Below are 20,623 nucleotides of genomic sequence, written 5' to 3' on the forward strand. Positions count from 1 at the left end.
GCCGCCACGTTATCGCGTGGCGGCTTTTTCGTTTCCTTCGTCCTCGCGCCAGATGAGCCGCCAGCCGGGAAGTATCATGGTCGCGACCGTGCCTTCGCCAATCGTGCTTTCGAGCGTGAAGCTGCCGCCATGCATTTCGATCAGCGATTTGGTGATCGGCAGTCCAAGGCCCGTACCGCCATGCTGGCGGGCGCTCGTATCGTCTACCTGACCGAAGGGTTCCATCACTTCTGCGAGCTTGTCCCCGGGGATGCCGATGCCGTTGTCGCGAACGGCGATCGTAAGGTCGCCGGCTTCTGTGATGCGTGTGGTCAGATCGATACTGCCGCCCTCGCGGGTGAACTTCGCTGCGTTAGACAGGAGGTTCAGCATGATCTGGCGCATGGCGCGTTGATCGGCATTCAGGTTGGGCAGGATGTCCGGCAATTGGAGGTGAACCTGCTGCGCCTTGTCCATCGTACGGGCCCGCATGATTTCCACGGACCAGCGCAGCACAGCAGGAAGATCGACTTCTTCATCTTCAAGTACATAACGACCGGCTTCGATCTTCGAAATATCAAGAATATCGTCGATGACGTTCAGCAGATGCCGGCCGCTATCATGGATATCGTTGGTATATTCGCTGTAGCGCTCGGAGCCCATCGGCCCGAACATTTCCTGCTGCATGATTTCCGAAAAGCCGATGATGGCATTGAGCGGCGTTCGGAGTTCATGGCTCATGTTGGCAAGGAATTTCGATTTCGCCCGGTTGGCGAGTTCTGCGGCTTCCGTCGCATGCTGGAGATCTTCTTCCGCTCTGCGGCGGTCGATGGCAATGCCCGCCAGATGTGCGGCGCTTAGCAGGTAGTCGGACTCCCACTGGCCGGGCTCGTAAGCATCGGGGAAATAGAGGGCGAAGGCGCCCACGACCTTTTCATTGTGCGCGATTACAGGTTGGAACCAGACAGTCTGGATACCGATTTTCCGCATGTAGGAGGTGACGGTCTCGCCGTGTTCCTCGTTCTGCAGGTTGGTTACGACGATCTTCGACCCCGCGAGCGCCATATGACCGAAGGGGGCGTCGCGCTGTTCTCTCCAGAAGGTTTTTACCCAGCTCTGGAAGTCCGCAGGAAGATGAGGTGCAGCGCAGGTTATAAGGTCGTTCTTGGCGTCAAGCAGGTAGACGGCTGCACGTCCGGTGGGATTTGCCTCTTCCGCGCCGACTGCGAGCAGAGAGAGAACCTCATCGAGAACTTCGCCGGTTGCCAGCGCGCGCAGTACGCGGAACTGGTTTCGTTGCTCCGTCTCGGTGCGTTTGCGCTCGGTTATGTCGCGAATGTTGATGACGTACCCACGCACATTCGGGTCGTCCAGCAGGTTGGTGACGCTCGACTCGATCCATATGGTGCGGCCCTCATAGCGGGGAACAGTGAGCTCGTAATATAGTGTTTTCTCGAGGGAGAAAGTGCCTTCGCCAAACTTGTCGAGAATCTGCCGCTTTTGTTCGTCCGCCAGAAAGTCCAGGCTGTTAGTGCCAATGAGGGCGTCAGGCGACAGGCCAAGTTTCTCTGCTGCCGGTGACGCATACTGGATGATCGCTTTTTCATCCGTAACCAGCACCACGTCGAAAGCATTCTCGACGAGGGCGCGGAAGTGATGTTCACGCCGTTGAAGCTGTTCGTTCGCTTCCACGGCGCGGCGCCGTGCTGCCTCGGAGACATCGCGCGCGTGGCCGAGGTCTCGAATGAGGTCGGCATTTCTGAAGCGGAGGCTGTAAGTCTCGGTCGCAGATGCCCTTTGCTGCCGGGCCACACGCGCCAGGAGAAGGAAGGCGGGAATACAAGCAAACCCGAGCGCCATGAAGACAGGGCTCGCCGTCCAGAGGCAGACGCCGATCACGGTTGCCATGACAGGCACCGTTACGGAAAAGAAGATCGGTCTCAGTTGGAAGGCCATCTGCGATGCCATGACGACATGCACGATGAGGACTGTGAGGAGGGCGAGATTCTGCATGCCGCCATCGGCTCGCCAGAAGAGAGGCACCAAGCCGATCCACGCCAGATTTAGAAGCCAGTAGCGGATGGCGGTTGGTTTTATCCAGTGATCGGCGTCGGCTTCTCCGCGGTCGTCGGCGGCGAAAAACCTGCGTTGAAATAACCCGTATTCCGCATAACCCGCAACAATGACGAGCCACCAGATCACGATGACAGGCTCGGGATAGGCAGGCGTGAAGGTGAAGACGACGGCGCCGGAGATCGCCGGGAAAAACACCGGCAATGCGCGGAATGTGCGCATGATCGTTCTGTAAAGTTCGAGCCGGATGGCGGACGCGCGTTCTTCTTCCGCGGTTTTGGCGCGGGCTGGAGGGCTCGCCTTGGAATGAATGCTGGTGCCGGGCATTTGCGACGGGGTCTCCTCCCCCAAATCAGACCCCATCCGCTTTCCGGTTTATGCGATGGAGGTAAAGTTTCCCTGAACGCTCGGGGGAGGGCGGCAAGACACGAAAAACCCCGCCTGTGCGGGACAGGCGGGGGTATTCGAGCCGGAATTGGGAATCAGTAGGGGTTTGGAACGCTTTCGATATCGGACATGGACGGAGCGCGCCGGCGCCCTTCGACGGCGCAGCTGCGCCGCACGTCCCGGTCGATGACGGATGTAGGTGTCCAATAGCTCGGAACCCAGCTCGAAGCGCGCTGATCCGCCACGGCGCTCTGTTCGCTTGTCAGGCTGCCGCGAAACTCCTGCACAATAGAGACGTCAGGCTGTACACCGAGAGAGAGCAGGCTGGGATTGCGGGTATAGAGCTTTGCCCATTTCGCACCCTCGACGGCGTCCCGGTCGACACCCTGTCCCTTGAGATAGAACGTAGCCATCAGCTTTTGGGCATCCGGCCAGCCGCTATTGGCGGCTCGTTGCACCCATTCCGCCCCCTCAGCTTCCTGTCCTTTGGCGATGTAACACTGTCCGAGCGCCATCTGTGCCCCCTCGTAACCGTGTCCCCGATAGGCAAAGCAGGTGAGAACGTCGATAGTCTCGCTGTCGCACTCGCCGCGTGCGGCCTGGCCGACGGATTTTGCATAGAGTGTGCTCGATGGATCCTGCTCGGCGAGTGTCGGTATGATACGGCCATCGGCGTCTCGCTTGCGAGCCGCGCCCCCGCTGCTACAGGCGGCGAGAAGGAGCCCGAGGACGCTCAATGCGATCACGGCACCGGCCTTTGAGGTTATTCGAATGCGATTGACGGACATATTTCCCCCTGATTTCACGACTGTGGCGCGTTCCGGCCAGCTTTTCTCCATTTGAGCCCATATGCTTACGCAGCGAAATAGCGGTGTTCCGGCCCCTTCTTCAGGGCGGTTTGACCGGCTGCGGCGCTTCCCGGATACTCCGGCCGCTTTTGGGGCGGCAGACTGTGCCATGTTATGCTGCCTGCAGTGAAATTTCGCAATTTGCCGTGAGTAGAGACGAAAATGGCCGACAAGAAGACGCTCAAGGACTGGGAAGCCGCAGTCACGAAGCAGACCAAGGGAGCCGGCCCTGACTCTCTCGTCTGGCAGACGCCGGAAGGGATAGACGTCAAGGCGCTCTATACTGCCGAGGATCTCGAGCGCATTTCAGCGGACGGATATGACGCGAACACGTTGCCGGGCTTCGCGCCCTATACGCGCGGTCCGCAAGCGACCATGTATGCGGGCAGGCCGTGGACGATTCGCCAATATGCCGGCTTCTCGACTGCGGAAGAATCGAACGCGTTTTATCGGCGCAACCTCGCGGCAGGCCAGAAAGGTCTGTCCGTTGCCTTCGACCTCGCGACGCATCGCGGCTATGACAGCGATCATCCGCGCGTGGTTGGCGATGTCGGCAAGGCAGGTGTGGCGATCGACAGCGTTGAGGACATGAAGATCCTCTTCGACCAGATTCCGCTCGACGAAATGTCCGTCTCGATGACGATGAACGGCGCGGTGATCCCGATCCTTGCGAACTACATTGTTGCGGCGGAAGAGCAGGGCGTGAAGCCCGAGCAGCTTTCGGGGACCATTCAGAACGACATTCTGAAGGAGTTCATGGTTCGCAATACCTATATCTATCCGCCGGAACCGTCGATGCGGATCATTTCGGACATTATCGGGTTTTGTTCGAGGCATATGCCGCGCTTCAACACGATCTCGATTTCCGGCTATCACATGCAGGAAGCGGGGGCGACCCAGGTTCAGGAGCTGGCCTTCACGCTGGCCGATGGTCGCGAATATGTGCGAGCCGCACTGGCCGCAGGCCTTGATGTCGATGAATTCGCGCCGCGTCTCTCCTTCTTTTTCGCCATCGGTATGAACTTTTTCATGGAGATCGCAAAGCTCCGCGCTGCGCGCCTTCTGTGGGCGCAGATCATGTCGGAGTTCAAGCCGAAGGATGTGAAGTCGTCCATGCTGCGTACCCATTGCCAGACGTCGGGCGTTTCGCTTACCGAACAGGATCCCTACAACAACGTCATCCGTACCACCATCGAGGCGATGGCGGCGGTGCTGGGCGGCACCCAGTCGCTTCACACCAATGCGCTTGACGAGGCCATTGCCTTGCCGACGGATTTCTCCGCGCGTATCGCGCGTAACACGCAGCTCGTTATCCAGCACGAGACAGGCATTACCAACGTCATCGATCCGCTCGGCGGCTCCTACTACATGGAGACGCTGACACATTCCTTGGTAACGGAAGCGTGGAAGCTGATCGAAGAGGTCGAGGAGCTGGGCGGCATGACAAAGGCCGTCGGGACCGGTATGCCGAAACTCAAGATCGAGGAAGCCGCCGCGCGGCGGCAGGCGAAGGTCGACCGTGGCGAAGAGGTTATTGTCGGCGTGAACAAGTATCGCCCGGCGCATCCCGATCCGATCGATATTCTCGATATCGACAATGCCAAGGTGCTCGCCTCTCAGGTCGAGCGGCTGAAGAATGTTCGCGCTTCGCGTGATGAAGAAAAATGCCGCAAAGCACTCGAAGCGCTCACCGAAGGCGCGCGCGGCAAGGGAAATCTGCTCGAGCTCGCGATTGGCGCGGCGCGTGCGCGCGCCACTGTGGGCGAGATTTCGGACGCGATGGAGGAAGTTTTTGGCCGTCACCGCGCGGAGATCAAGTCGATCTCCGGCGTCTATGGTCAGGCCTATGAAGGTGATGAGGGCTTCATGCAGATTTCGAAGGAAATCGAGGCATTCGCGGAAGCTGAAGGCCGCCGTCCGCGTATCCTCGTCGTGAAGATGGGGCAGGATGGCCATGATCGCGGTGCGAAGGTAATTGCCACGGCCTTTGCAGATCTCGGTTTCGACGTGGATGTCGGGCCACTGTTCCAGACACCGGAAGAGGCTGCTCGCGATGCCATCGAAAACGACGTCCACGTCATCGGCATTTCCAGTCTCGCCGCAGGCCACAAAACACTCGTTCCCGCACTCGCCAAGGCGTTGAAGGATGAGGGCGCCGACGACATCCTCATCATTTGCGGTGGTGTGATTCCCCAGCAGGATTATGAGTTCCTGAAGAAGGCGGGTGCATCCGCCATTTTTGGTCCGGGTACGAATATTCCGGCTGCGGCGAGTGAAATTCTGGCGCTTATCCGCGAAAAAAGGCGTCAGGCGGCCTGATTGCCGACAAAACGGGCGGTAGAAAAAGTGCCCATTTGACGGGCATTCCGTGCGTCAAAAGCGCGCTGTCGTGTGTTCCGGGTTGCAACCCGTTTCTCGCCAGATTATCTCCCGCAGCAACTTCCGGTCGTAGAACCGGACAGGCAGGGCACGCGTGCCGCTCAACGATCTCCGAGCCGCCGCCAATGGGTCCTGCCAGGCGAGACGTGCCCTCCCGGCCGAGGAAGCCCGGGAAAACGCGACTGCCGAAACATATTCACATACGTGAGATCCGCGGAGGTGCCATGAGCACCAAAGACGGTTTGGCGCGCTCGGAGCAGCGCCGTGACGAGAATGCTGCCGGTGTCCAGGCGGACGACAGGCAGAAACAATATTACGACATGCTGGCAGCCCGGCTTGAAGGACTGCTGGATGAAATAGAGAAATCGGGTTTGCCGCCAGAGGATGATCTGGTGAAGCGGCTCCGCGCGCTTCAAAGGGAAGTCAGCGATCGAAGCTAGAGCGGTTGCGTCCTCATTTCAGGGCGGGCTGGCGTCTGCGGTGGTCATGGCGAGCGGGCGCATTCGCACGACATCGAGAATGGCGATCCCGATGGGCGTTCTCATCTGGACGCGTACGGGAATGTAGAACCGTCCGTCATTGACCGGGGCGAGCCATATCCGCGTCTTGTCGCGCTCGCTACGCATCGTTGCGATTTTTGCCTTTTCCATCCCCGCATGCGGGGTCATCCGTACAGTGCAGATGACCGCCTCGCCGTCATAGCCCTTGTTCCTTGTGACGACCTTGTCTTTGCGGTCGAACGTCAGGTCGAGGTCATAGCGGCGCTTGCCGTCGAAGACCGGGAGCTTGCGGTTGCAGGGATTGCCCTCTCCCGTCACGGGCAGGAGAAGGCTGCTCACGGGGTCGATCGTTCTCTTGCGTTCGAAGGGCTCCGTGGTTTCGAGTTCGCCGGGCGGTAGAGGCGGATCGAAAGTCAGCTCCGGCATACCGCCTTTGCTGTAGACGAGAAGTCGCTTCTTCCTTTCTTCGTTTTCGACGGAGCTGAAGGCGAAGCGGGAAGGGCGAAGCTCGTTTCCATCGACGTGCCCCTCGCTTGTCATCGTCCACTTCGCATCCCAGAATTTCTTTGGCAGCCCCGCAGAGCCGAACTTGCTTTGCAGCAGGTAGGTCTTTTCGGCGAGCGTTGCCTTCATCGACCCTTCCGCAACAATCAGGCCCCCGATGTAAATCGTATAATACGCCACAATGCCTTTGCGGGTATTCTCGTCTTCAAGCGGTTTTGCTGTGACCGGCATGGCAAAACCCGTCGCGAAGGCGAGGGCAATCGCGAGTTTTTGGCGGCGTTTCTTTCTCTTGGCCGCTGCTGTGTTCATGGCCGAGGGCTTCCCGATCTCCTCCCGCAAGCGTTCCGTCCAATATCTTATAATGAACCGGGCCCTGACCGGATGAGCAGGGCTGGACGGGACCGGTCGGGGCAAGTATGCAACTGAGACGATGAGCGGGACAGACAAAAAACAGGCAGAGCGCCGGTCCTATAACCGGGGCTCGCCCGATCCGGCGGAACTTGCCGAGGGAATCCGGGCCGGGAGCCGTACGGCGCTCGCCCGGGCTATCACGCTTGTCGAATCTTCGCGGGCGGACCATCAGGACATTGCCCAGAAGCTGCTTGCGATGCTCTTGCCGGAGACGGGCAGGGCGGTGCGGCTCGGTCTTTCCGGTGCGCCGGGTGTGGGAAAGTCGACCTTCACGGAGGCCTTCGGCCAGTATCTGACCGGGCAGGGGCACAAGGTCGCCGTTCTGGCGATCGACCCTTCCTCGGCACGAACTGGAGGGTCGATCCTTGGTGACAAAACACGTATGGAGCTTCTCGCCCGGGATCCCAATGCCTTCATCCGGCCTTCGCCTTCAGGCGGTACGCTGGGCGGCGTTGCACGGCGTACGCGCGAGGCCATGCTTCTCACGGAAGCGGCGGGCTATGACGTTGTCATCGTGGAAACGGTGGGCGTCGGCCAGTCGGAGACCGCCGTCGCCGAAATGGTCGATATGTTCCTTCTGCTGCTTTCGCCGGGCGGTGGCGACGAGCTACAGGGGATCAAGCGCGGGATCATGGAGCTTGCGGATCTCATCGTGGTCAACAAGGCGGATGGCGACCTTATTCCGGCCGCGAAACGCGCCCAGATGGAATACAAGACCGCGCTTCATCTGATGAAGCCGAAAAGCGCCGTCTGGACCCCAAGCGTTCTTTTGGCCTCGGCCCTCAAAGGCGAAGGGCTTTCCGGCGTCTGGGAGGCCGCCCAACAGCATCACAAGGCGATGTCGGAGGCGGGCGAACTCGACAAGCTCAGGGCGGCCCAGGCGCGTGCATGGATGTGGACGGAGATCAGGGAAGGGCTTTTTTCCACACTCAAGACGGACAAAAAGGCTGCGAAACTGCTCCCCGAGCTCGAAGCGGACGTAGCGGAAGGAAGGGCTACGCCTACCGCGGCCGCGAAACGCCTGCTCTCCCTCGTTCTGGGAGGCGGGAGGGAGGAGTGAAGCCCCGTTTCCGGCCTTGACGTGCCTCTCCCGGCCTTTTATACGTGCGCGCCTGTCTTAAGGTGTTTTTTCCGGGCCGCGCGGTCACTCGCGGCGGCCCAGCCGATACTGCAAAGGAAGCCCTATGTCCCGCCGTTGCGAACTCTCCGGCAAGGCCGTGATGACCGGCAATAATGTGAGCCACGCGAACCGCAAGACGCGTCGCCGCTTTCTGCCGAATCTCTGCCAGGTGACGCTTATCAGCGACGCTCTCGGCCGCCAGATCAGCCTGCGCGTTTCAGCCCATGCGCTGCGCTCGGTTGAGCATAATGGCGGTCTCGATTTCTTCCTTCTGAAAGCCTCGGATGCGCAGCTTTCCTCACGGGTGCTGAAGCTGAAGCGTCAGATCGAAAAGGCGAAGACGGCAGTCGCCGCCTGACGGCGATGAAAGAATTCTGAAATCGGGCGGTCCATCGGGCCGCCCGTTTCGTTTTTGGCCCGCTTTGCGCCGTTTACCCAGATTTTCGAAATGTCGTTTGAGGCGTTCCGGGGGCCTTTCAGGCTTGGCCCGGCGCGGCTAGACTCGTGGCTGTGTTCTATTCGGGGGCGTAAAATGTTGGACAGGGGGGTGGATCGCGTGCCGGTGAGCCGGCCGGGAGCGGTGTCGCGGTTCGTGACAACCATCGTCCGCCTCATTCTGCCTGTCCTGGCGTTGTGCGGGGCTCTTGTCCTCTGCTTTTATCTGCGTGACATCCCGGTTCCGGAACTGGACCGGCTTCGCGAGGTCGACCCGCTGCTCGACCCGTCAAGCTGGCTGAACTGGGGCTTGCTTGTTCTTCCGCTGGTTTTCTTCGTCCTCAACCTTACGAGCCGCCGCTACGGCGCGGCGCTGACGCTGACAGCGTCTCTACTCGCCTGGCTGCTGCTCGCGGGCGGTATCTTCTGGGCGGTCCGGGAGGGTTTCATTGCGGGCTTTGAGCAGGAAATTGCGCCCTATGCGCTCGCGGCGTCCTTTGTCGGGGCGATGGCGGTCGGTCAGCTTGTGAACATTCTCCTGTTTGACCGGCTGCGCGGCATTCCCTGGTGGAAGGCACCCTTCCTTGCGGCTTTCGCCGGCGGTGCCGCTTTCGCGATTGTCTTCAACACGCGTCCGGCGATGGTATGGGATGAGGAACTTGGCGGGCGTCTCGCGGTCGAGGCGGCGATCCACTTCACCTGGGCTCTGGTGCAGCTTCTTCCGACGTTGATGCTCCGCCGGACGATCCGTCCGCTGCCGGGGTTTGGAGGCGCGTAGGCGTCTCTTCGGCGGGCTCTGGCTCCTCACTCAAGTCGAGCTTGAACATCAGCAGCAGCGTCCGTTGCAGCGGATTGAAGTTGTCGTCCGAGATTACATAGACATAGAGGTTTCCCTTCTCGTCTTCGCGGATGGCGAGCCCTTCCATATTGTCGATCGAGTAGCGCTGTCCGACATCGACAAGCACTTCGCCGTCTATCACCTCGCCGGGCTTCAATGCATCGCTACGGATCAGGCGCATCTGCATGCCGACGCCTCCGAGCGGCGAATAGCGGCGTTCCAGCAATAACAGATCGCCGTTTGGCAGCTTTGCCATGTCTGTGGGGCTGTATGGTTCGCGCGCCTTCACGCCAAACCAGGCAATGTCGTGTCCATCGGCGATGAAACCCTTGATATGACCAAGCGGATCGAGCGTGTCTTCAGTGATCGCGAGTATGCGCCGGTCTTTCTCTGGCGAGGAGCCGGGCAGCAGTTCAAGCGACTCGATCCCGCCATTATTGTTCAGCCGTCCAAAATGGCGCTGCGTCAGCAGTTGTTCCGGCTTTGCTTCCGCGCCATAGGCTTCGAGGTCATAGCGCCAGATACGATGCGCGCGCTCGAATCCGACATAGGCCTTGCCCATCAGGCTGTCCGTGGCGCCGGGGGCAATGACGAGGCTCTCTGCATCTCCGAGCAGTTTGCCTGAGACGGGTTTGCCATCGAGGCCGAGCATCGGCGCGATCTTCGCTTCCGCCATGCCGGAAAGCCGACCGCGCTCGTCATAGAGCAGGATTGCACTCAGCCAGTGGCCTTTGTCGGAGACGGAAAGCATGGCCGCTCCATCGGAACTCACCGCCAGCCCCGACCAGCCGCCGAAATCGTCATCGGGAGAGCTGATTTCGATACCGCCTGCCCATGAAAGCTTGCCGGTTTTCATCTCGCTGCGGTTCTCGGGATTCCAGAGCAGCGCGGATGTCGAGACTTCGATGTTCTCGCTTGCTGCCCTTGCAGCGGGTGCCGTCAGCGGGAGCGCCGCAAACGCGGTACAGACGGCGAGTACGCATATCGAACGGTAGCGGTAGCGGATAGCCAATTCAGTTCACCCCTCTGAACCGGCGCGCTCCCGCTCTTCGATGGCGGATAGGGCCGGTGCGGGCATCATATCGGCGTGTGGCTCGCTTACAAGGGAGGGGCGTTTTGCGGCAGGTGCTGATCGCCGGCGGCCCAGGGCGAGCGGTCGAGGCCCAGCCTTGTCCGCTTGAGCCAGCGCGAGATCATCATCGCGGAAACCGCGGCAAGTCCCGTCGCGAGACCAAGCCAGATACCGACACCGGCAAGTTCCATCGGGAAAGCGAGGAAGACGCCCGCACTCAGGCCGATGACCCAGTATCCGATGCCTGCATAGATCATCGGCACGCGCGTATCCTGCATGCCGCGCAACATGCCGGCGGCGATTGCCTGTGCGCCGTCGAAGACCTGGAAGAGAGCGGCGATGGCGAGAAAGGAGACGGCAAGGTCGATCACTTCGGCGTTTCCGGGCAGGTCGCGGTCGAGAAATACGCCGATCAGCACGTGCGGAAAAAGCATCATCAGAACCGCCATCAGCGCCATGAAGGCGATCCCCATCGTGAAGGGCGTCCAGCCCGCTCGCGTGATGGCAGCCTTGTCATTCGCGCCGAGTGCACGACCGACGCGAACGGTTACGGCCTGCGAGAAGCCGAGCGGTATCATGAAGGAGATGGCTGCAATCTGAAGGGCGATGGAATGGGCGGCCAGCGCCTGCGCGCCGAAAAGGCCCATGAGCAGCACGGCTGCGTTGAAGACCAGAACCTCGAAGGCGAGCGTCATGCCGATGGGCAGGCCGAGCCGCCAGAGTTCGCGGTAACGCGGCCAGTCCGGACGCCAGAAGCGGCCGAAAACATAATAGCGGCGGAAACGCCGGTCGATAATGACGACAAGGGCAAGCGCTCCGAACATGAAAATGCCGGTAAGCACACTGCCGATGCCGGCGCCTTGAAGGCCGAGCGCAGGAAATCCCAGATGCCCGAACATCAGGCACCAGTTTGCGAAGGCGTTGAAGGGAATGGCAAGCGCGCCGATTGCTAGGGCCCAGCGCGGCCGCTCCAGTGCGGAGATGAAGATACGCAGCACGACGTAGAGAAACGACGGCAGCAGCGCCCATTGCAAGGCGCGCGTATAGGAAGCAGCTTGCGCGGCCAGTGCCGGTTCCTGCCCAAGCAGGACCAGAATCTGTTCGGCGTTCCAGAGCAGGAGCCAGAATGGAAGGCAAAGGGTTGCGCCTGCCCAGAAGGCCTGGCGGATCGTGCGGCGCACGTCACGCACGGAATGGCGCCGCCGGCCCAGCTCGGAGGCCGCCATGGGCGAGGCGGCAGTCACGAGGCCGATACCGAAGATCATCATTGCGAAATAAAGGTTCGAGCCGAGTGCGCCGGAAGCGAGTGCTTCCGGGCCAAGCCAGCCCATCATCACAACATCGGTTGCGTTGATGGCAATCTGAGCGAGGTTCGTCGCGATAAGCGGCCAGGCGAGCGCCAGCGTTGCCGTGGCTTCGGCGATCCAGAGCGCTCGTCTGTTTTGAGGTGTCGCGGCGTGCATTGTCGGTATCTTCTTCTGCGAGAGAAAAGCCGCGCAGAATATTCCCCTCGGGGTGAAGCTCAAGCGTTCTTTTTCTTATTCCGCAGCCGATTTCCTTGCCGGCAATCGGGCGATCACCGGGAAGGGGAGGTAGGCAAGGAAGATGAGCAATACCGCTACGATCAGGCCATGCGGATCCCAGACCTGCATGGCGATGCCCGATAGCGGCGCACCGACAAGCGCGCCCGCACCCCACATTGCCGTCGTGAATGCGCTCGCGCTTGCGAGTTCGGCGCCGCGGAAACGCTCCCCGACAAGCACCATGGCGAGTGTGAAGATGCCGTTCGCAAGCCCGACCACGAGGAAGAGCGTTGCACCCGTGGCGATGGCGTCCGGCATGGTGAAGGGCAGCAGTATATAGCCCGCAAGGGTCGCAATGACGAGACCGATCAGCAGGTTGAGCCGGTTCATCCGGTCGGCGGCGATGCCGATGGCGGGTTGCGTTGCGATGGCGCCAAGTGCCGCGACGGTAAGAAGCCCAAGGCTTGCGCTCTCGGTCATGCCGGTGCGGATCGCGTAAAGCGGGAAGAATGTCACAAGCGAATCTTCGGCTGCCGCGAAAAAGAAATTCGCAAGCAGGGCTGCAGGCGCGATCAGGATCAGCCGCCACATGGCCGACGAAGTGCCCGCTTCGCCGAAATAGTCGCGTCCGCGATCCGCCGTTGTAACGACAAATGCTGCAATGAGCATGAGCGCGGCGCCGATATAGAAGGGAGTGACGTCCGTGCCGATAAGGGCGAGCAGCATGGGCCCGGAAGCAAAGCCCGCCGCGGCCGCCGCGCTATAGATGCCGATAACCCGTCCGCGCCGTTCTTCCGGCGCAAGAGAGTTGATCCAGGCTTCGCTTGTCGCCCAGAGAAGGGTTCCGGCCGAACCGAGAAGGAAACGCAGTGGAAACCAGGCAAGAAGGCTCGGAAAAAGTGCCATCAGCACAAACGAGATGCCGGCGAGGACGAGCCCTGCGATCATCACATGGGCGGGGCCGAAGCGGCGCATGATGCGCGGTGCGAAAGGCGAGATGAAGAAGACGGGCGCTGCTTGCGCTGCTGTCGAGAGGCCGATCATGCCGGGTTCGACACCTTGCCGCGCGAGGATCAGTGCGGTGAGCGGAAAGGCGATCCCCATGGAGAGGTTGACCATGCCCATGGACAGGATGGCGGCGGCGAGACTGCGTTTGTGGCGCGGGTGAAGTTGTGTTGCATCCTGCATTCAGCCATCCCCCCCGCTCTACGCCGGAATGGGCCAGCGAGTGCTTGCTCAGCGCGCGGCGCCCGCGCCCCTGCGGGGTTCACCCGCGCTCAGCTTCCCGCCACGGCGCTGGCTACGCTTCTTGCTCGTTTCATCCTCGAAGAGTTCGGCAAGCTTTTCGGTCATGGCGCCGCCGAGCTGCTCGGCATCGACGATGGTGACGGCGCGACGATAGTAGCGCGTGACGTCGTGGCCGATGCCGATGGCGATCAATTCGACGGGCGAGCGTGTTTCGATTTCCTCGATCACGCTGCGAAGGTGCTTTTCGAGATAGTTGCCCGCGTTGACGGAAAGCGTCGAATCGTCAACCGGTGCGCCGTCCGAAATCACCATCAGGATGCGGCGTTGCTCGGGGCGGCCGAGCAGACGGTTATGAGCCCAGATAAGCGCCTCGCCGTCGATGTTTTCCTTTAACAGGCCTTCGCGCATCATCAGGCCGAGATTGCGCCGTGCGCGCCGCCAGGGGCTGTCGGCGGCCTTGTAGATGATGTGACGCAGATCGTTCAGGCGGCCCGGCTGGGCCGGTTTTCCTTCAGCGAGCCAGCGCTCGCGCGACTGGCCGCCTTTCCAGGCGCGGGTCGTGAAGCCAAGGATTTCGACTTTCACCGAGCAGCGTTCCAGCGTGCGCGCAAGAATATCGGCGCACATGGCGGCGACGGTAATCGGACGGCCGCGCATCGAACCCGAATTGTCGAGCAGCAGCGTCACCACGGTGTCGCGAAAATCCATATCATGCTCGACCTTGTAGGCGAGCGGCAGGGTGGGGTCGATGACGGCGCGGGTAAGGCGCGCGGCATCGAGAATGCCTTCTTCGAGATCGAATTCCCAAGTGCGGTTCTGTTGTGCGAGCAGGCGGCGCTGCAGCTTGTTTGCGAGCCGTGAGACGACGCCCTGCATCTGCTGCAGCTGCTGGTCCAGATACTGGCGCAGCCGTGACAGTTCCTCGATATCGCAGAGGTCTTCCGCCGAGATCACTTCATCGAATTGCGGCGTGAAAATCTTGTAGGAGGGCTGGCGATTGCGGTCATCGCCCTGCTGGTTCGGACGCCAGGGCTGGTTGCCGTCGCTCGTCTCGTCCGTATCGCCATCCATCGGCGCATCGTCGGCTTCGACCTCGACCGTCTGCTCCTCGCCTTCCTCGCCTTCACCTTCGGCATATTCAACCTGCTCGGCCGAAGAGCCATCGGGCTGCTCGGCTTCGCCGGACTGGCTCTGGTCCGAGCTGTCCTCGCTGTCGCCTTCCTGGTTCTCGGCATCTTCGGAAGACTGGTCCGGGGCTTCGCCGAGTTCGTCGCCCATATCGAGATCGACGAGAATATCGCGTGTCGCGCGCGCGAAGGCGGCCTGGTCTTCCATCACGTCCTGGAGGCGCTCAAGGTCGGAACCCGCCTTTTCCTCGATCCATGGACGCCACTGTTCGACGAGTTTCTGCGCGGAAGGGGGCGGTGCTTCGCCTGTCAGTTTTTCGCGCACCATCATCGCGACGGCTTCCGAAAGCGGCGCCTCCTCGCGTGAGGTGATGCGGTCGTAACCACGCGCGGCACAACGCTGTTCGAGCGCGGCTGTGAGGTTCTTCGCCATGCCGGACATCTGCGTCGCGCCTATGGCTTCGCAGCGCGCCTGCTCGATGGCGTCGAAGACGGCGAGCGCATTGCCGCCTTCGGGCTGCAGGTTTGCGTTCACCTTTTCGTCGTGATGGGCGAGGCGGAGTGCATAGGCGTCCGAGACGCCGCGAACCTGCGCTACTTCCTCCGGCGGCAGGTTGCGGCTCGGCATGGGGAGGCGCGCCCGCAAGCCGCGAAGGCCGGGTGCTTCCGTGCCGAATGAGACGTTGAGCTCGGGCTGTTCGGCAATCGTGCGCATCGTCATGCTCAGCGCACGCTTGAAGGGTTCGACCGGGCTTTCCTTTGACTTCATGGCGTCGTCAGTTCTCTGCTCGCCGGTTCGGAGGCATGGCCCTCCCGCGAGTAGCGGGAGGGATCAATATTTGCGGGGTCAGGCGACTTTGATGTTGGCCGCCGAGTCCGGAAGGTCCTGGCCGAAGCAACGCTGATAGAATTCAGCAACGGTTGGGCGCTCCAGTTCGTCGCACTTGTTGAGGAAGGTAACGCGGAAGGCGAAACCGATATCGCCGCCAAAGATACGCGCGTTTTCCGCCCAGGTGAGAACGGTACGCGGGCTCATCACGGTCGAGATGTCGCCATTGATGAAGGCCGAACGCGTGAGATCGGCAACGCGGACCATCGCATCGATATTCTTGCGTCCCTCGTCCGTGTCATAGCTCTTCATCTTGGAGAGCATGATGTTCACTTCGTCGGCATGCGGCAGGTAGTTCAGCGTGGTCACGATGTTCCAGCGGTCCATCTGGCCCTGGTTGATCTGCTGTGTGCCGTGATAGAGGCCGGACGTGTCACCGAGGCCGACTGTGTTCGCCGTCGCGAAGAGGCGGAAAGCCGGATGCGGGCGGATGACGCGGTTCTGGTCGAGCAGCGTCAGCTTGCCCGAGGCTTCGAGTACGCGCTGAATCACGAACATCACGTCCGGGCGGCCAGCGTCATATTCGTCGAAGACGAGAGCGACAGGGTGCTGCAACGCCCAGGGAAGGATGCCTTCGCGGAATTCCGTGATCTGCTTGCCTTCTTTCAGCACGATCGCGTCCTTGCCGACAAGGTCGATACGGCTGATATGGCTGTCCAGATTGATGCGGACGCAGGGCCAGTTGAGGCGGGCCGCGACCTGCTCGATATGGGTCGACTTGCCGGTGCCGTGATAGCCCTGAACGATCACGCGGCGGTTATAGGCGTAACCCGCCAGCAGGGCGATCGTCGTATCCTTGTCGAACAGGTAATCGGGATCATAATCGGGCACATATTCATTGGGCTCCGAAAAGGCCGGTACTTCCATGTCGATGTCGATTTTGAACACCTCTCGGGCGGACACCTTCTTGTCCGGGAGGTTCTCCGACATGCCGTTTCTCGCTTCGAAGCTCATCCTTATCCTACTTCCGTACCCTAGGTGTTCGGGACCGGCCGTGTGCGACCGGCAGTTCAATCAAAAAAAGCGGCGCGCGTCCGTGGCCCGCGTCCCGTCCGGAACGGTGGTGTCTGCTGGCCTGCCTATGCCGCTTCCGCTTATGAGCTGAAGCCGCTTTTGCGGAGGTAATCGTAGGCCTGAATGACCTTGCGCAGACGCTCCTCGGCAGACCTGTCCCCGCCATTGGCGTCCGGATGGTGCCTTTTTACCAGTTCCTTATACCGTGCCTTGATCTCGTTCAAGGATGCGGAGGCCGGGAGATCCAGCGTATCGAGTGCCTTTTGCTCCAGTGCGCGCGGCTTACGCCGCGTTTCCGCGCCTTCCCGAGCGTCCGGGCCGGGGTTCTCGTCAAAAAAGCCAAATGTATCGCGAAAAGGCGACTCCCGGCGAAATCTCGCTTCGAAAGGCGAGTTAAACGCTGCATTCGCGGAATTCACGCCCAGATTCCAGGTCGGGCGGTGCCCGGTCAGCGCGTCGCGCTGAAAGCTGGCGATATCGGCGTCGCTCATGCCCTTGAAGAAGTCGTAGCTACGGTTGAACTCGCGGATATGGGTTTCGCAGAACCAGGCATACTGGCTGGCACCCGCATCGGCTGCGCTGTCGGCAGGCCCGATGCGCGGGGCGCGGAACGTGCCTACCTCCCGGCAGCTTGCCCATTCGCATTGTTTCGGCGCCTGCTCGCGCTTCATGCGCCGGACATGCGGGGGCTCCTCCACGCCGCGGCGTTTCCGGGGAGCGATCCTTATCGAATCGAAATATTTCGAGGTCAGCTTCACGGGCAAATTATGGGTTGGCGGCGGCGTCAAAACAAGGAAGCATGGCGCGGCTTCCATTAACGAATAGCCTAGCGAGTTAGTTCATGTCCGTCGCGGAGACGATACGCCGCAAGATCGAAGCGGCTCTTTTACCGGAACGGCTGGAAATAGTTGATGAGTCCCACCTTCACAAGGGCCATTCCGGGCACCGGCCCGAAGGGGAGACTCATTTCCGCGTGACTGTCGTCGCTGCCGGTTTTTCCGGTAAATCGCGCGTCGAGCGCCAGCGTCTCGTCGCGGCCGCGCTCAAGGACGAGATGGGCGCTCCCATCCACGCACTTTCCATGAAGACGCTGACGCCGGAAGAAGCAGCCGCGTCCTAATCGGCGGCGCCCGCCTTCAGCCCGCGTGCGGATATGATGCGCATCTGCGCGATCTGGTTGCGCTGACGCCGCGTGATTTCAAAGCGGAAGCCGTGAAAGGTGAAAGCCTGCCCGACTTCGGGAATGGTACGTGCCTCGTGAATGACGAGACCGGCGATGGTCGTTGCCTCATCGTCCGGCAATGACCAGTCGAAAGCGCGATTGAGGTCGCGGATCGGAACCGAGCCGTTCACGATGACCGAGCCGTCCGGCTGTGCGCGTACGCCCGCCACGTCGATATCGTGTTCGTCCGAAATCTCGCCGACGATTTCTTCCAGAATGTCTTCCAGCGTAATGAGACCCATCAGCGCGCCATATTCGTCGACGACGAGCGCAAAATGCGTTTTTCGGCGGAGGAAGGCGTTGAGCTGGTCCTGCAGTGCCGTCGTGTCGGGGACGAACCAGGGTTTCGTCGCCACGGCAAGAACGTCCACCGCGTCGGGATTCCAGCCTGCACTCGCCAGTGCGCGCAGCAGATCCTTCGCGTGCAGCACACCGATGATGTTTTCCTGCTCGTCGCGCCAGAGCGGGATGCGCGTATGCGGGCTTGCGAGAACCTGCCCCACGATTTCACTGTTTGTTTGTGCGGCATCAATCATCGCGATGTTCTTGCGATGAACCATGATGTCGCTGACTTCAAGATCGCGCAGGTCGAGAATGCCGCCAAGCATGTCGCGGTCGATTTTCACCACGCCGCCTTCATGGTGATGCAGGTTGATCGCGCCGCGCAATTCTTCATGAGCGGAAAGCACCTGCTGCTGGTCATCGACATTGAGACCGAAGATACGGAAGGTGTGGCGCACGATGAACTGAACGGCGGCTGTCACAGGGCCGAACAGAAAGATGAGCACGCGCAAGGGTTGCGAAACCGCAAGCGCGACGCGGTCGGTATTCGTGATCGCAAGTGTCTTTGGCGCCACTTCCGCGAAGATCAGCACGACCGCCGTCATGACGAGTGTCGCATAGACAACGCCCGCATCGCCAAACAGCGCGAGGAAAAGGCTCGTCGCCAGCGCCGAAGCAAGAATGTTGACGAGATTGTTGCCGAGCAGGATTGCACCGATCAGGCGCTCGCGATCTTCCGTGAGGCGCAGCACGATCCGGGCGCGCTTGTCGCCCTCTTCGGCGAGGCGGTGCATGCGCGCGCGCGAAGCGGCGGTAAGCGCCGTTTCCGAGCCCGAGAAGAAGCCGGAGAAAAGCAGCAGCAATACAATGGCGCAAAGAATGACGCCGAGGCCGAGCGAAACCATTTCAGGCGGGCTCCCTTTCCCGCATCAGGGCCCGAAGCGCGTCGGGGTCGACGTCGCGGGTAATGAAAGCCTCGCCTATTCCCCGCGCGAGAATGAAGGTGAGGGTGCCGTCGACGACTTTCTTGTCCTGGCCCATCAATGCGATCAGTCCGTCCGCATCCGGCAAGTCGCCCGGAATGCCGGCGAGTGAGCAGGGCAGGCCTGCTCGGGCAAGATGCTGCCGAACGCGCACGGCATCCTGACCAGGGCAAAGCCCGAGCCGGGCGGAAAGTTCGAAGGCAAGCGCCATGCCCACGGCTACGCCCTCGCCATGCACGAGGCGGCTGGAAAAACCCGTCGCCGCCTCCAGCGCATGACCGAATGTATGGCCGAGATTGAGAAGCGCGCGCACCCCGCCTTCGCGTTCGTCGGCGGCCACGGTCGCGGCCTTCGCCTCGCAGCTTTTCACGATGGCATGGATACGAGTCTCGACATCGCCTTCCTTCAGGCGGTCGAGATTTTCCTCCAGCCAGTCGAAGAAATCGCGGTCGCCGATAAGGCCGTATTTCACGACTTCGGCATAGCCCGCAAGAAATTCGCGCATCGGCAATGTCGCCAGTGCATCCGTGTCGGCCAGCACGAGGCGGGGCTGGTGGAAGGCGCCGGCGAGGTTCTTGCCGTGCTTTGTGTTGATGCCGGTCTTGCCGCCGACGGAGCTGTCCACCTGTGAGAGCAGTGTCGTCGGTATCTGCGCAAAGTCGATGCCGCGCCGGAGAATCGCGGCGGCAAACCCCGTCAGATCGCCAATGACGCCGCCACCGAGAGCGATCACGAGATCGCCGCGTTCGATTTCCTCACCGAGCAGCCATTCGGTCAGCTTTTCGAGCTGGGCGAAGGATTTGGTGCTCTCGCCCGCGGGCAGGCGAATGGCCGAGTGACGAATGCCCTCTGCGTCGAGGCTTTTCGCAAGCACGGGCAGGTGGATATTGCCCACCGTTTCGTCGGTGACGATGGCGACACGCTTGCGGCGAAGGAGCGGCGCCAGATGCGCGCCCGCTTTGGCGATCAGGCCGGGACCGACCAGAATGTCATAAGCGCGGTCGCCGAGTTCGACCCGCACTTTTTTTGTGCCCTCACTCATGGCTGACACCGGCCTGGTTCGCCCGGAAGAGGTCGAGTTTTTCGATGACCTGTTCGACGACCGCGTCATGCGGCCCTTCGAGGCTTTCAATCGTAATGTCGGCCTCGGCGTAAACGGGGTAGCGCTGGTCCATAAGTCTCTTCATCGTTTCGCGTGGATCGCCCGTCTGCAAAAGCGGACGGTCACCGCGCTTGCTGACGCGCTTCATCAGCACGTCGAGATCCGCTTTTAGCCAGATCGAAATGCCGCGTGCCGCAATATTGGCACGGGTGAGCGGGTCCATGAAGGCGCCGCCTCCGGTTGCGAGAACCTGCGGCCCCTCGTCGAGGAGCCGGGCGATCACGCGCCGTTCGCCTGCGCGAAAAGCTGCTTCGCCCCGGCGTTCGAATATTTCGGGAATGCTCTCCCCGGCCGCCTCTTCTATTTCGGCATCCGTATCCACGAATGCAAGGTCGAGGCGACGTGCCAGACGGCGGCCGACTGTGGTTTTTCCTGCGCCCATCAGACCGACCAGCACGATGGCGCGTTCGGCGAGCGGAACCGGCGAGAGTGCCTCGTTCTCGTCTCGTTCGCCCGCCCTGCTTTCGTCTGCTTGCGTCATTCTGTTCCGTTGGCCTTTGGCAGGGCCCTTTCAGCCTTTTGGCTGGCGGGGTCCCGTTTTCGGGTTCCATTGTGGCTGCCTTAACCCGCTTGGCCTAGTCTCCCGGTCTTTCGCTGGCTGCTTTCCCGAATCGTAAACGAAGGTTA

18 protein-coding genes are annotated in these 20,623 nt (G+C 61.2%); 6 read left to right on the forward strand and 12 right to left on the reverse strand.

All coding sequences use genetic code 11. The features are described from left to right. Positions 1-9: 9 nt before the first annotated feature. Together ABJO61_RS10870 and ABJO61_RS10875 are read right to left on the reverse strand one after the other, a co-directional pair. Complete coding sequence (locus tag ABJO61_RS10870; RefSeq protein WP_348328406.1) at positions 10-2,379, reverse strand: ATP-binding protein; 2,370 nt, start codon at positions 2,377-2,379, stop codon at positions 10-12. Between the two features lie 155 nt (positions 2,380-2,534). Further along, positions 2,535-3,227 (reverse strand): hypothetical protein, encoded by a 693-nt coding sequence (locus ABJO61_RS10875; RefSeq protein ID WP_348328409.1) that lies wholly within the window; start codon positions 3,225-3,227, stop codon positions 2,535-2,537. 222 nt (positions 3,228-3,449) lie between these two features. Here ABJO61_RS10875 and scpA point away from each other — a divergent pair, with 222 nt between their 5' ends. Continuing rightward, positions 3,450-5,606 carry a methylmalonyl-CoA mutase gene (gene scpA / locus ABJO61_RS10880; RefSeq protein WP_348328412.1) on the forward strand — a complete coding sequence of 719 codons (2,157 nt, stop codon included), beginning with the start codon at positions 3,450-3,452 and terminating at the stop codon, positions 5,604-5,606. Between the two features lie 284 nt (positions 5,607-5,890). Beyond that, positions 5,891-6,106 (forward strand): hypothetical protein, encoded by a 216-nt coding sequence (locus ABJO61_RS10885; protein WP_348328415.1) that lies wholly within the window; start codon positions 5,891-5,893, stop codon positions 6,104-6,106. Positions 6,107-6,124: 18 nt separating this feature from the next. Here the strand turns inward: ABJO61_RS10885 and ABJO61_RS10890 are convergent, their stop codons facing one another. Then, positions 6,125-6,979, reverse strand: coding sequence for a DUF3108 domain-containing protein (locus tag ABJO61_RS10890; protein ID WP_348328418.1), 855 nt, complete (start codon positions 6,977-6,979; stop codon positions 6,125-6,127). A 121-nt stretch (positions 6,980-7,100) separates the two neighbouring features. On the opposite strand from ABJO61_RS10890, the gene meaB reads away from it, so the two are divergent. The 3 genes from meaB to ABJO61_RS10905 all read left to right on the forward strand — a co-directional run bounded on the left by meaB (position 7,101) and on the right by ABJO61_RS10905 (position 9,414). Continuing rightward, a complete protein-coding gene (gene meaB / locus ABJO61_RS10895; RefSeq protein ID WP_348328421.1) occupies positions 7,101-8,141 on the forward strand; it encodes a methylmalonyl Co-A mutase-associated GTPase MeaB in 1,041 nt (346 codons plus the stop codon). 124 nt (positions 8,142-8,265) lie between these two features. Further along, entirely contained in the window at positions 8,266-8,559 is a 294-nt protein-coding gene (gene rpmB, locus ABJO61_RS10900; RefSeq protein ID WP_348328424.1) for a 50S ribosomal protein L28, read from the forward strand. A gap of 234 nt (positions 8,560-8,793) precedes the next feature. Further along, positions 8,794-9,414: a hypothetical protein gene (locus tag ABJO61_RS10905; protein WP_348328427.1), complete on the forward strand. Its 621-nt coding sequence runs from the start codon at positions 8,794-8,796 to the stop codon at positions 9,412-9,414. On the opposite strand, the gene ABJO61_RS10910 is transcribed toward ABJO61_RS10905, so the two are convergent. The 6 genes from ABJO61_RS10910 to ABJO61_RS10935 form a co-directional block, all read right to left on the reverse strand. Further along, on the reverse strand, positions 9,332-10,486 hold the full coding sequence (locus ABJO61_RS10910) for an esterase-like activity of phytase family protein (RefSeq protein WP_348328430.1): 1,155 nt from the start codon (positions 10,484-10,486) through the stop codon (positions 9,332-9,334). The genes ABJO61_RS10905 and ABJO61_RS10910 overlap by 83 nt on opposite strands. An 86-nt stretch (positions 10,487-10,572) precedes the next feature. After that, positions 10,573-12,009 carry an MATE family efflux transporter gene (locus ABJO61_RS10915; RefSeq protein WP_348328433.1) on the reverse strand — a complete coding sequence of 479 codons (1,437 nt, stop codon included), beginning with the start codon at positions 12,007-12,009 and terminating at the stop codon, positions 10,573-10,575. A 75-nt stretch (positions 12,010-12,084) separates the two neighbouring features. Next, on the reverse strand, positions 12,085-13,257 hold the full coding sequence (locus ABJO61_RS10920) for an MFS transporter (protein ID WP_348328436.1): 1,173 nt from the start codon (positions 13,255-13,257) through the stop codon (positions 12,085-12,087). A 48-nt stretch (positions 13,258-13,305) separates the two neighbouring features. Continuing rightward, on the reverse strand, positions 13,306-15,213 hold the full coding sequence (gene cobT / locus ABJO61_RS10925) for a cobaltochelatase subunit CobT (protein WP_348328439.1): 1,908 nt from the start codon (positions 15,211-15,213) through the stop codon (positions 13,306-13,308). 78 nt (positions 15,214-15,291) lie between these two features. Next, entirely contained in the window at positions 15,292-16,263 is a 972-nt protein-coding gene (gene cobS / locus ABJO61_RS10930; RefSeq protein WP_348328599.1) for a cobaltochelatase subunit CobS, read from the reverse strand. A 164-nt stretch (positions 16,264-16,427) separates the two neighbouring features. After that, complete coding sequence (locus ABJO61_RS10935) at positions 16,428-17,105, reverse strand: J domain-containing protein (RefSeq protein ID WP_348328602.1); 678 nt, start codon at positions 17,103-17,105, stop codon at positions 16,428-16,430. Positions 17,106-17,188: 83 nt separating this feature from the next. On the opposite strand from ABJO61_RS10935, the gene ABJO61_RS10940 reads away from it, so the two are divergent. Beyond that, positions 17,189-17,467 (forward strand): BolA family protein, encoded by a 279-nt coding sequence (locus tag ABJO61_RS10940; RefSeq protein ID WP_348328442.1) that lies wholly within the window; start codon positions 17,189-17,191, stop codon positions 17,465-17,467. On the opposite strand, the gene ABJO61_RS10945 is transcribed toward ABJO61_RS10940, so the two are convergent. Genes ABJO61_RS10945 through ABJO61_RS10955 form a run of 3 tightly spaced genes read right to left on the reverse strand, consistent with a single transcriptional unit; the run spans position 17,464 to position 20,477 of the window. Beyond that, positions 17,464-18,756: an HlyC/CorC family transporter gene (locus ABJO61_RS10945; protein ID WP_348328445.1), complete on the reverse strand. Its 1,293-nt coding sequence runs from the start codon at positions 18,754-18,756 to the stop codon at positions 17,464-17,466. The two genes, ABJO61_RS10940 and ABJO61_RS10945, sit on opposite strands and share 4 nt — an antisense overlap. 1 nt (position 18,757) lies before the next feature. After that, complete coding sequence (gene aroB / locus ABJO61_RS10950) at positions 18,758-19,876, reverse strand: 3-dehydroquinate synthase (RefSeq protein ID WP_348328448.1); 1,119 nt, start codon at positions 19,874-19,876, stop codon at positions 18,758-18,760. After that, positions 19,869-20,477, reverse strand: coding sequence for a shikimate kinase (locus ABJO61_RS10955; RefSeq protein ID WP_348328451.1), 609 nt, complete (start codon positions 20,475-20,477; stop codon positions 19,869-19,871). The genes aroB and ABJO61_RS10955 overlap by 8 nt, the downstream gene beginning before the upstream one ends. Positions 20,478-20,623 lie beyond the last annotated feature (146 nt).

The organism is Parvibaculum sp. (genome assembly GCF_039973015.1).
Lineage (GTDB): Bacteria > Pseudomonadota > Alphaproteobacteria > Parvibaculales > Parvibaculaceae > Parvibaculum.

Coding starts and splice junctions, on each gene's coding strand:
- ABJO61_RS10870 (WP_348328406.1), bottom strand. CDS start 2,379: ATGCCCGGCACCAGCATTCATTCCAAGGCGAGCCCTCCAGCCCGCGCC.
- ABJO61_RS10875 (WP_348328409.1), bottom strand. CDS start 3,227: ATGTCCGTCAATCGCATTCGAATAACCTCAAAGGCCGGTGCCGTGATC.
- scpA (WP_348328412.1), top strand. CDS start 3,450: ATGGCCGACAAGAAGACGCTCAAGGACTGGGAAGCCGCAGTCACGAAG.
- ABJO61_RS10885 (WP_348328415.1), top strand. CDS start 5,891: ATGAGCACCAAAGACGGTTTGGCGCGCTCGGAGCAGCGCCGTGACGAG.
- ABJO61_RS10890 (WP_348328418.1), bottom strand. CDS start 6,979: ATGAACACAGCAGCGGCCAAGAGAAAGAAACGCCGCCAAAAACTCGCG.
- meaB (WP_348328421.1), top strand. CDS start 7,101: ATGAGCGGGACAGACAAAAAACAGGCAGAGCGCCGGTCCTATAACCGG.
- rpmB (WP_348328424.1), top strand. CDS start 8,266: ATGTCCCGCCGTTGCGAACTCTCCGGCAAGGCCGTGATGACCGGCAAT.
- ABJO61_RS10915 (WP_348328433.1), bottom strand. CDS start 12,009: ATGCACGCCGCGACACCTCAAAACAGACGAGCGCTCTGGATCGCCGAA.
- ABJO61_RS10920 (WP_348328436.1), bottom strand. CDS start 13,257: ATGCAGGATGCAACACAACTTCACCCGCGCCACAAACGCAGTCTCGCC.
- cobT (WP_348328439.1), bottom strand. CDS start 15,213: ATGAAGTCAAAGGAAAGCCCGGTCGAACCCTTCAAGCGTGCGCTGAGC.
- cobS (WP_348328599.1), bottom strand. CDS start 16,263: ATGTCGGAGAACCTCCCGGACAAGAAGGTGTCCGCCCGAGAGGTGTTC.
- ABJO61_RS10940 (WP_348328442.1), top strand. CDS start 17,189: ATGTCCGTCGCGGAGACGATACGCCGCAAGATCGAAGCGGCTCTTTTA.
- ABJO61_RS10945 (WP_348328445.1), bottom strand. CDS start 18,756: ATGGTTTCGCTCGGCCTCGGCGTCATTCTTTGCGCCATTGTATTGCTG.
- aroB (WP_348328448.1), bottom strand. CDS start 19,876: ATGAGTGAGGGCACAAAAAAAGTGCGGGTCGAACTCGGCGACCGCGCT.
- ABJO61_RS10955 (WP_348328451.1), bottom strand. CDS start 20,477: ATGACGCAAGCAGACGAAAGCAGGGCGGGCGAACGAGACGAGAACGAG.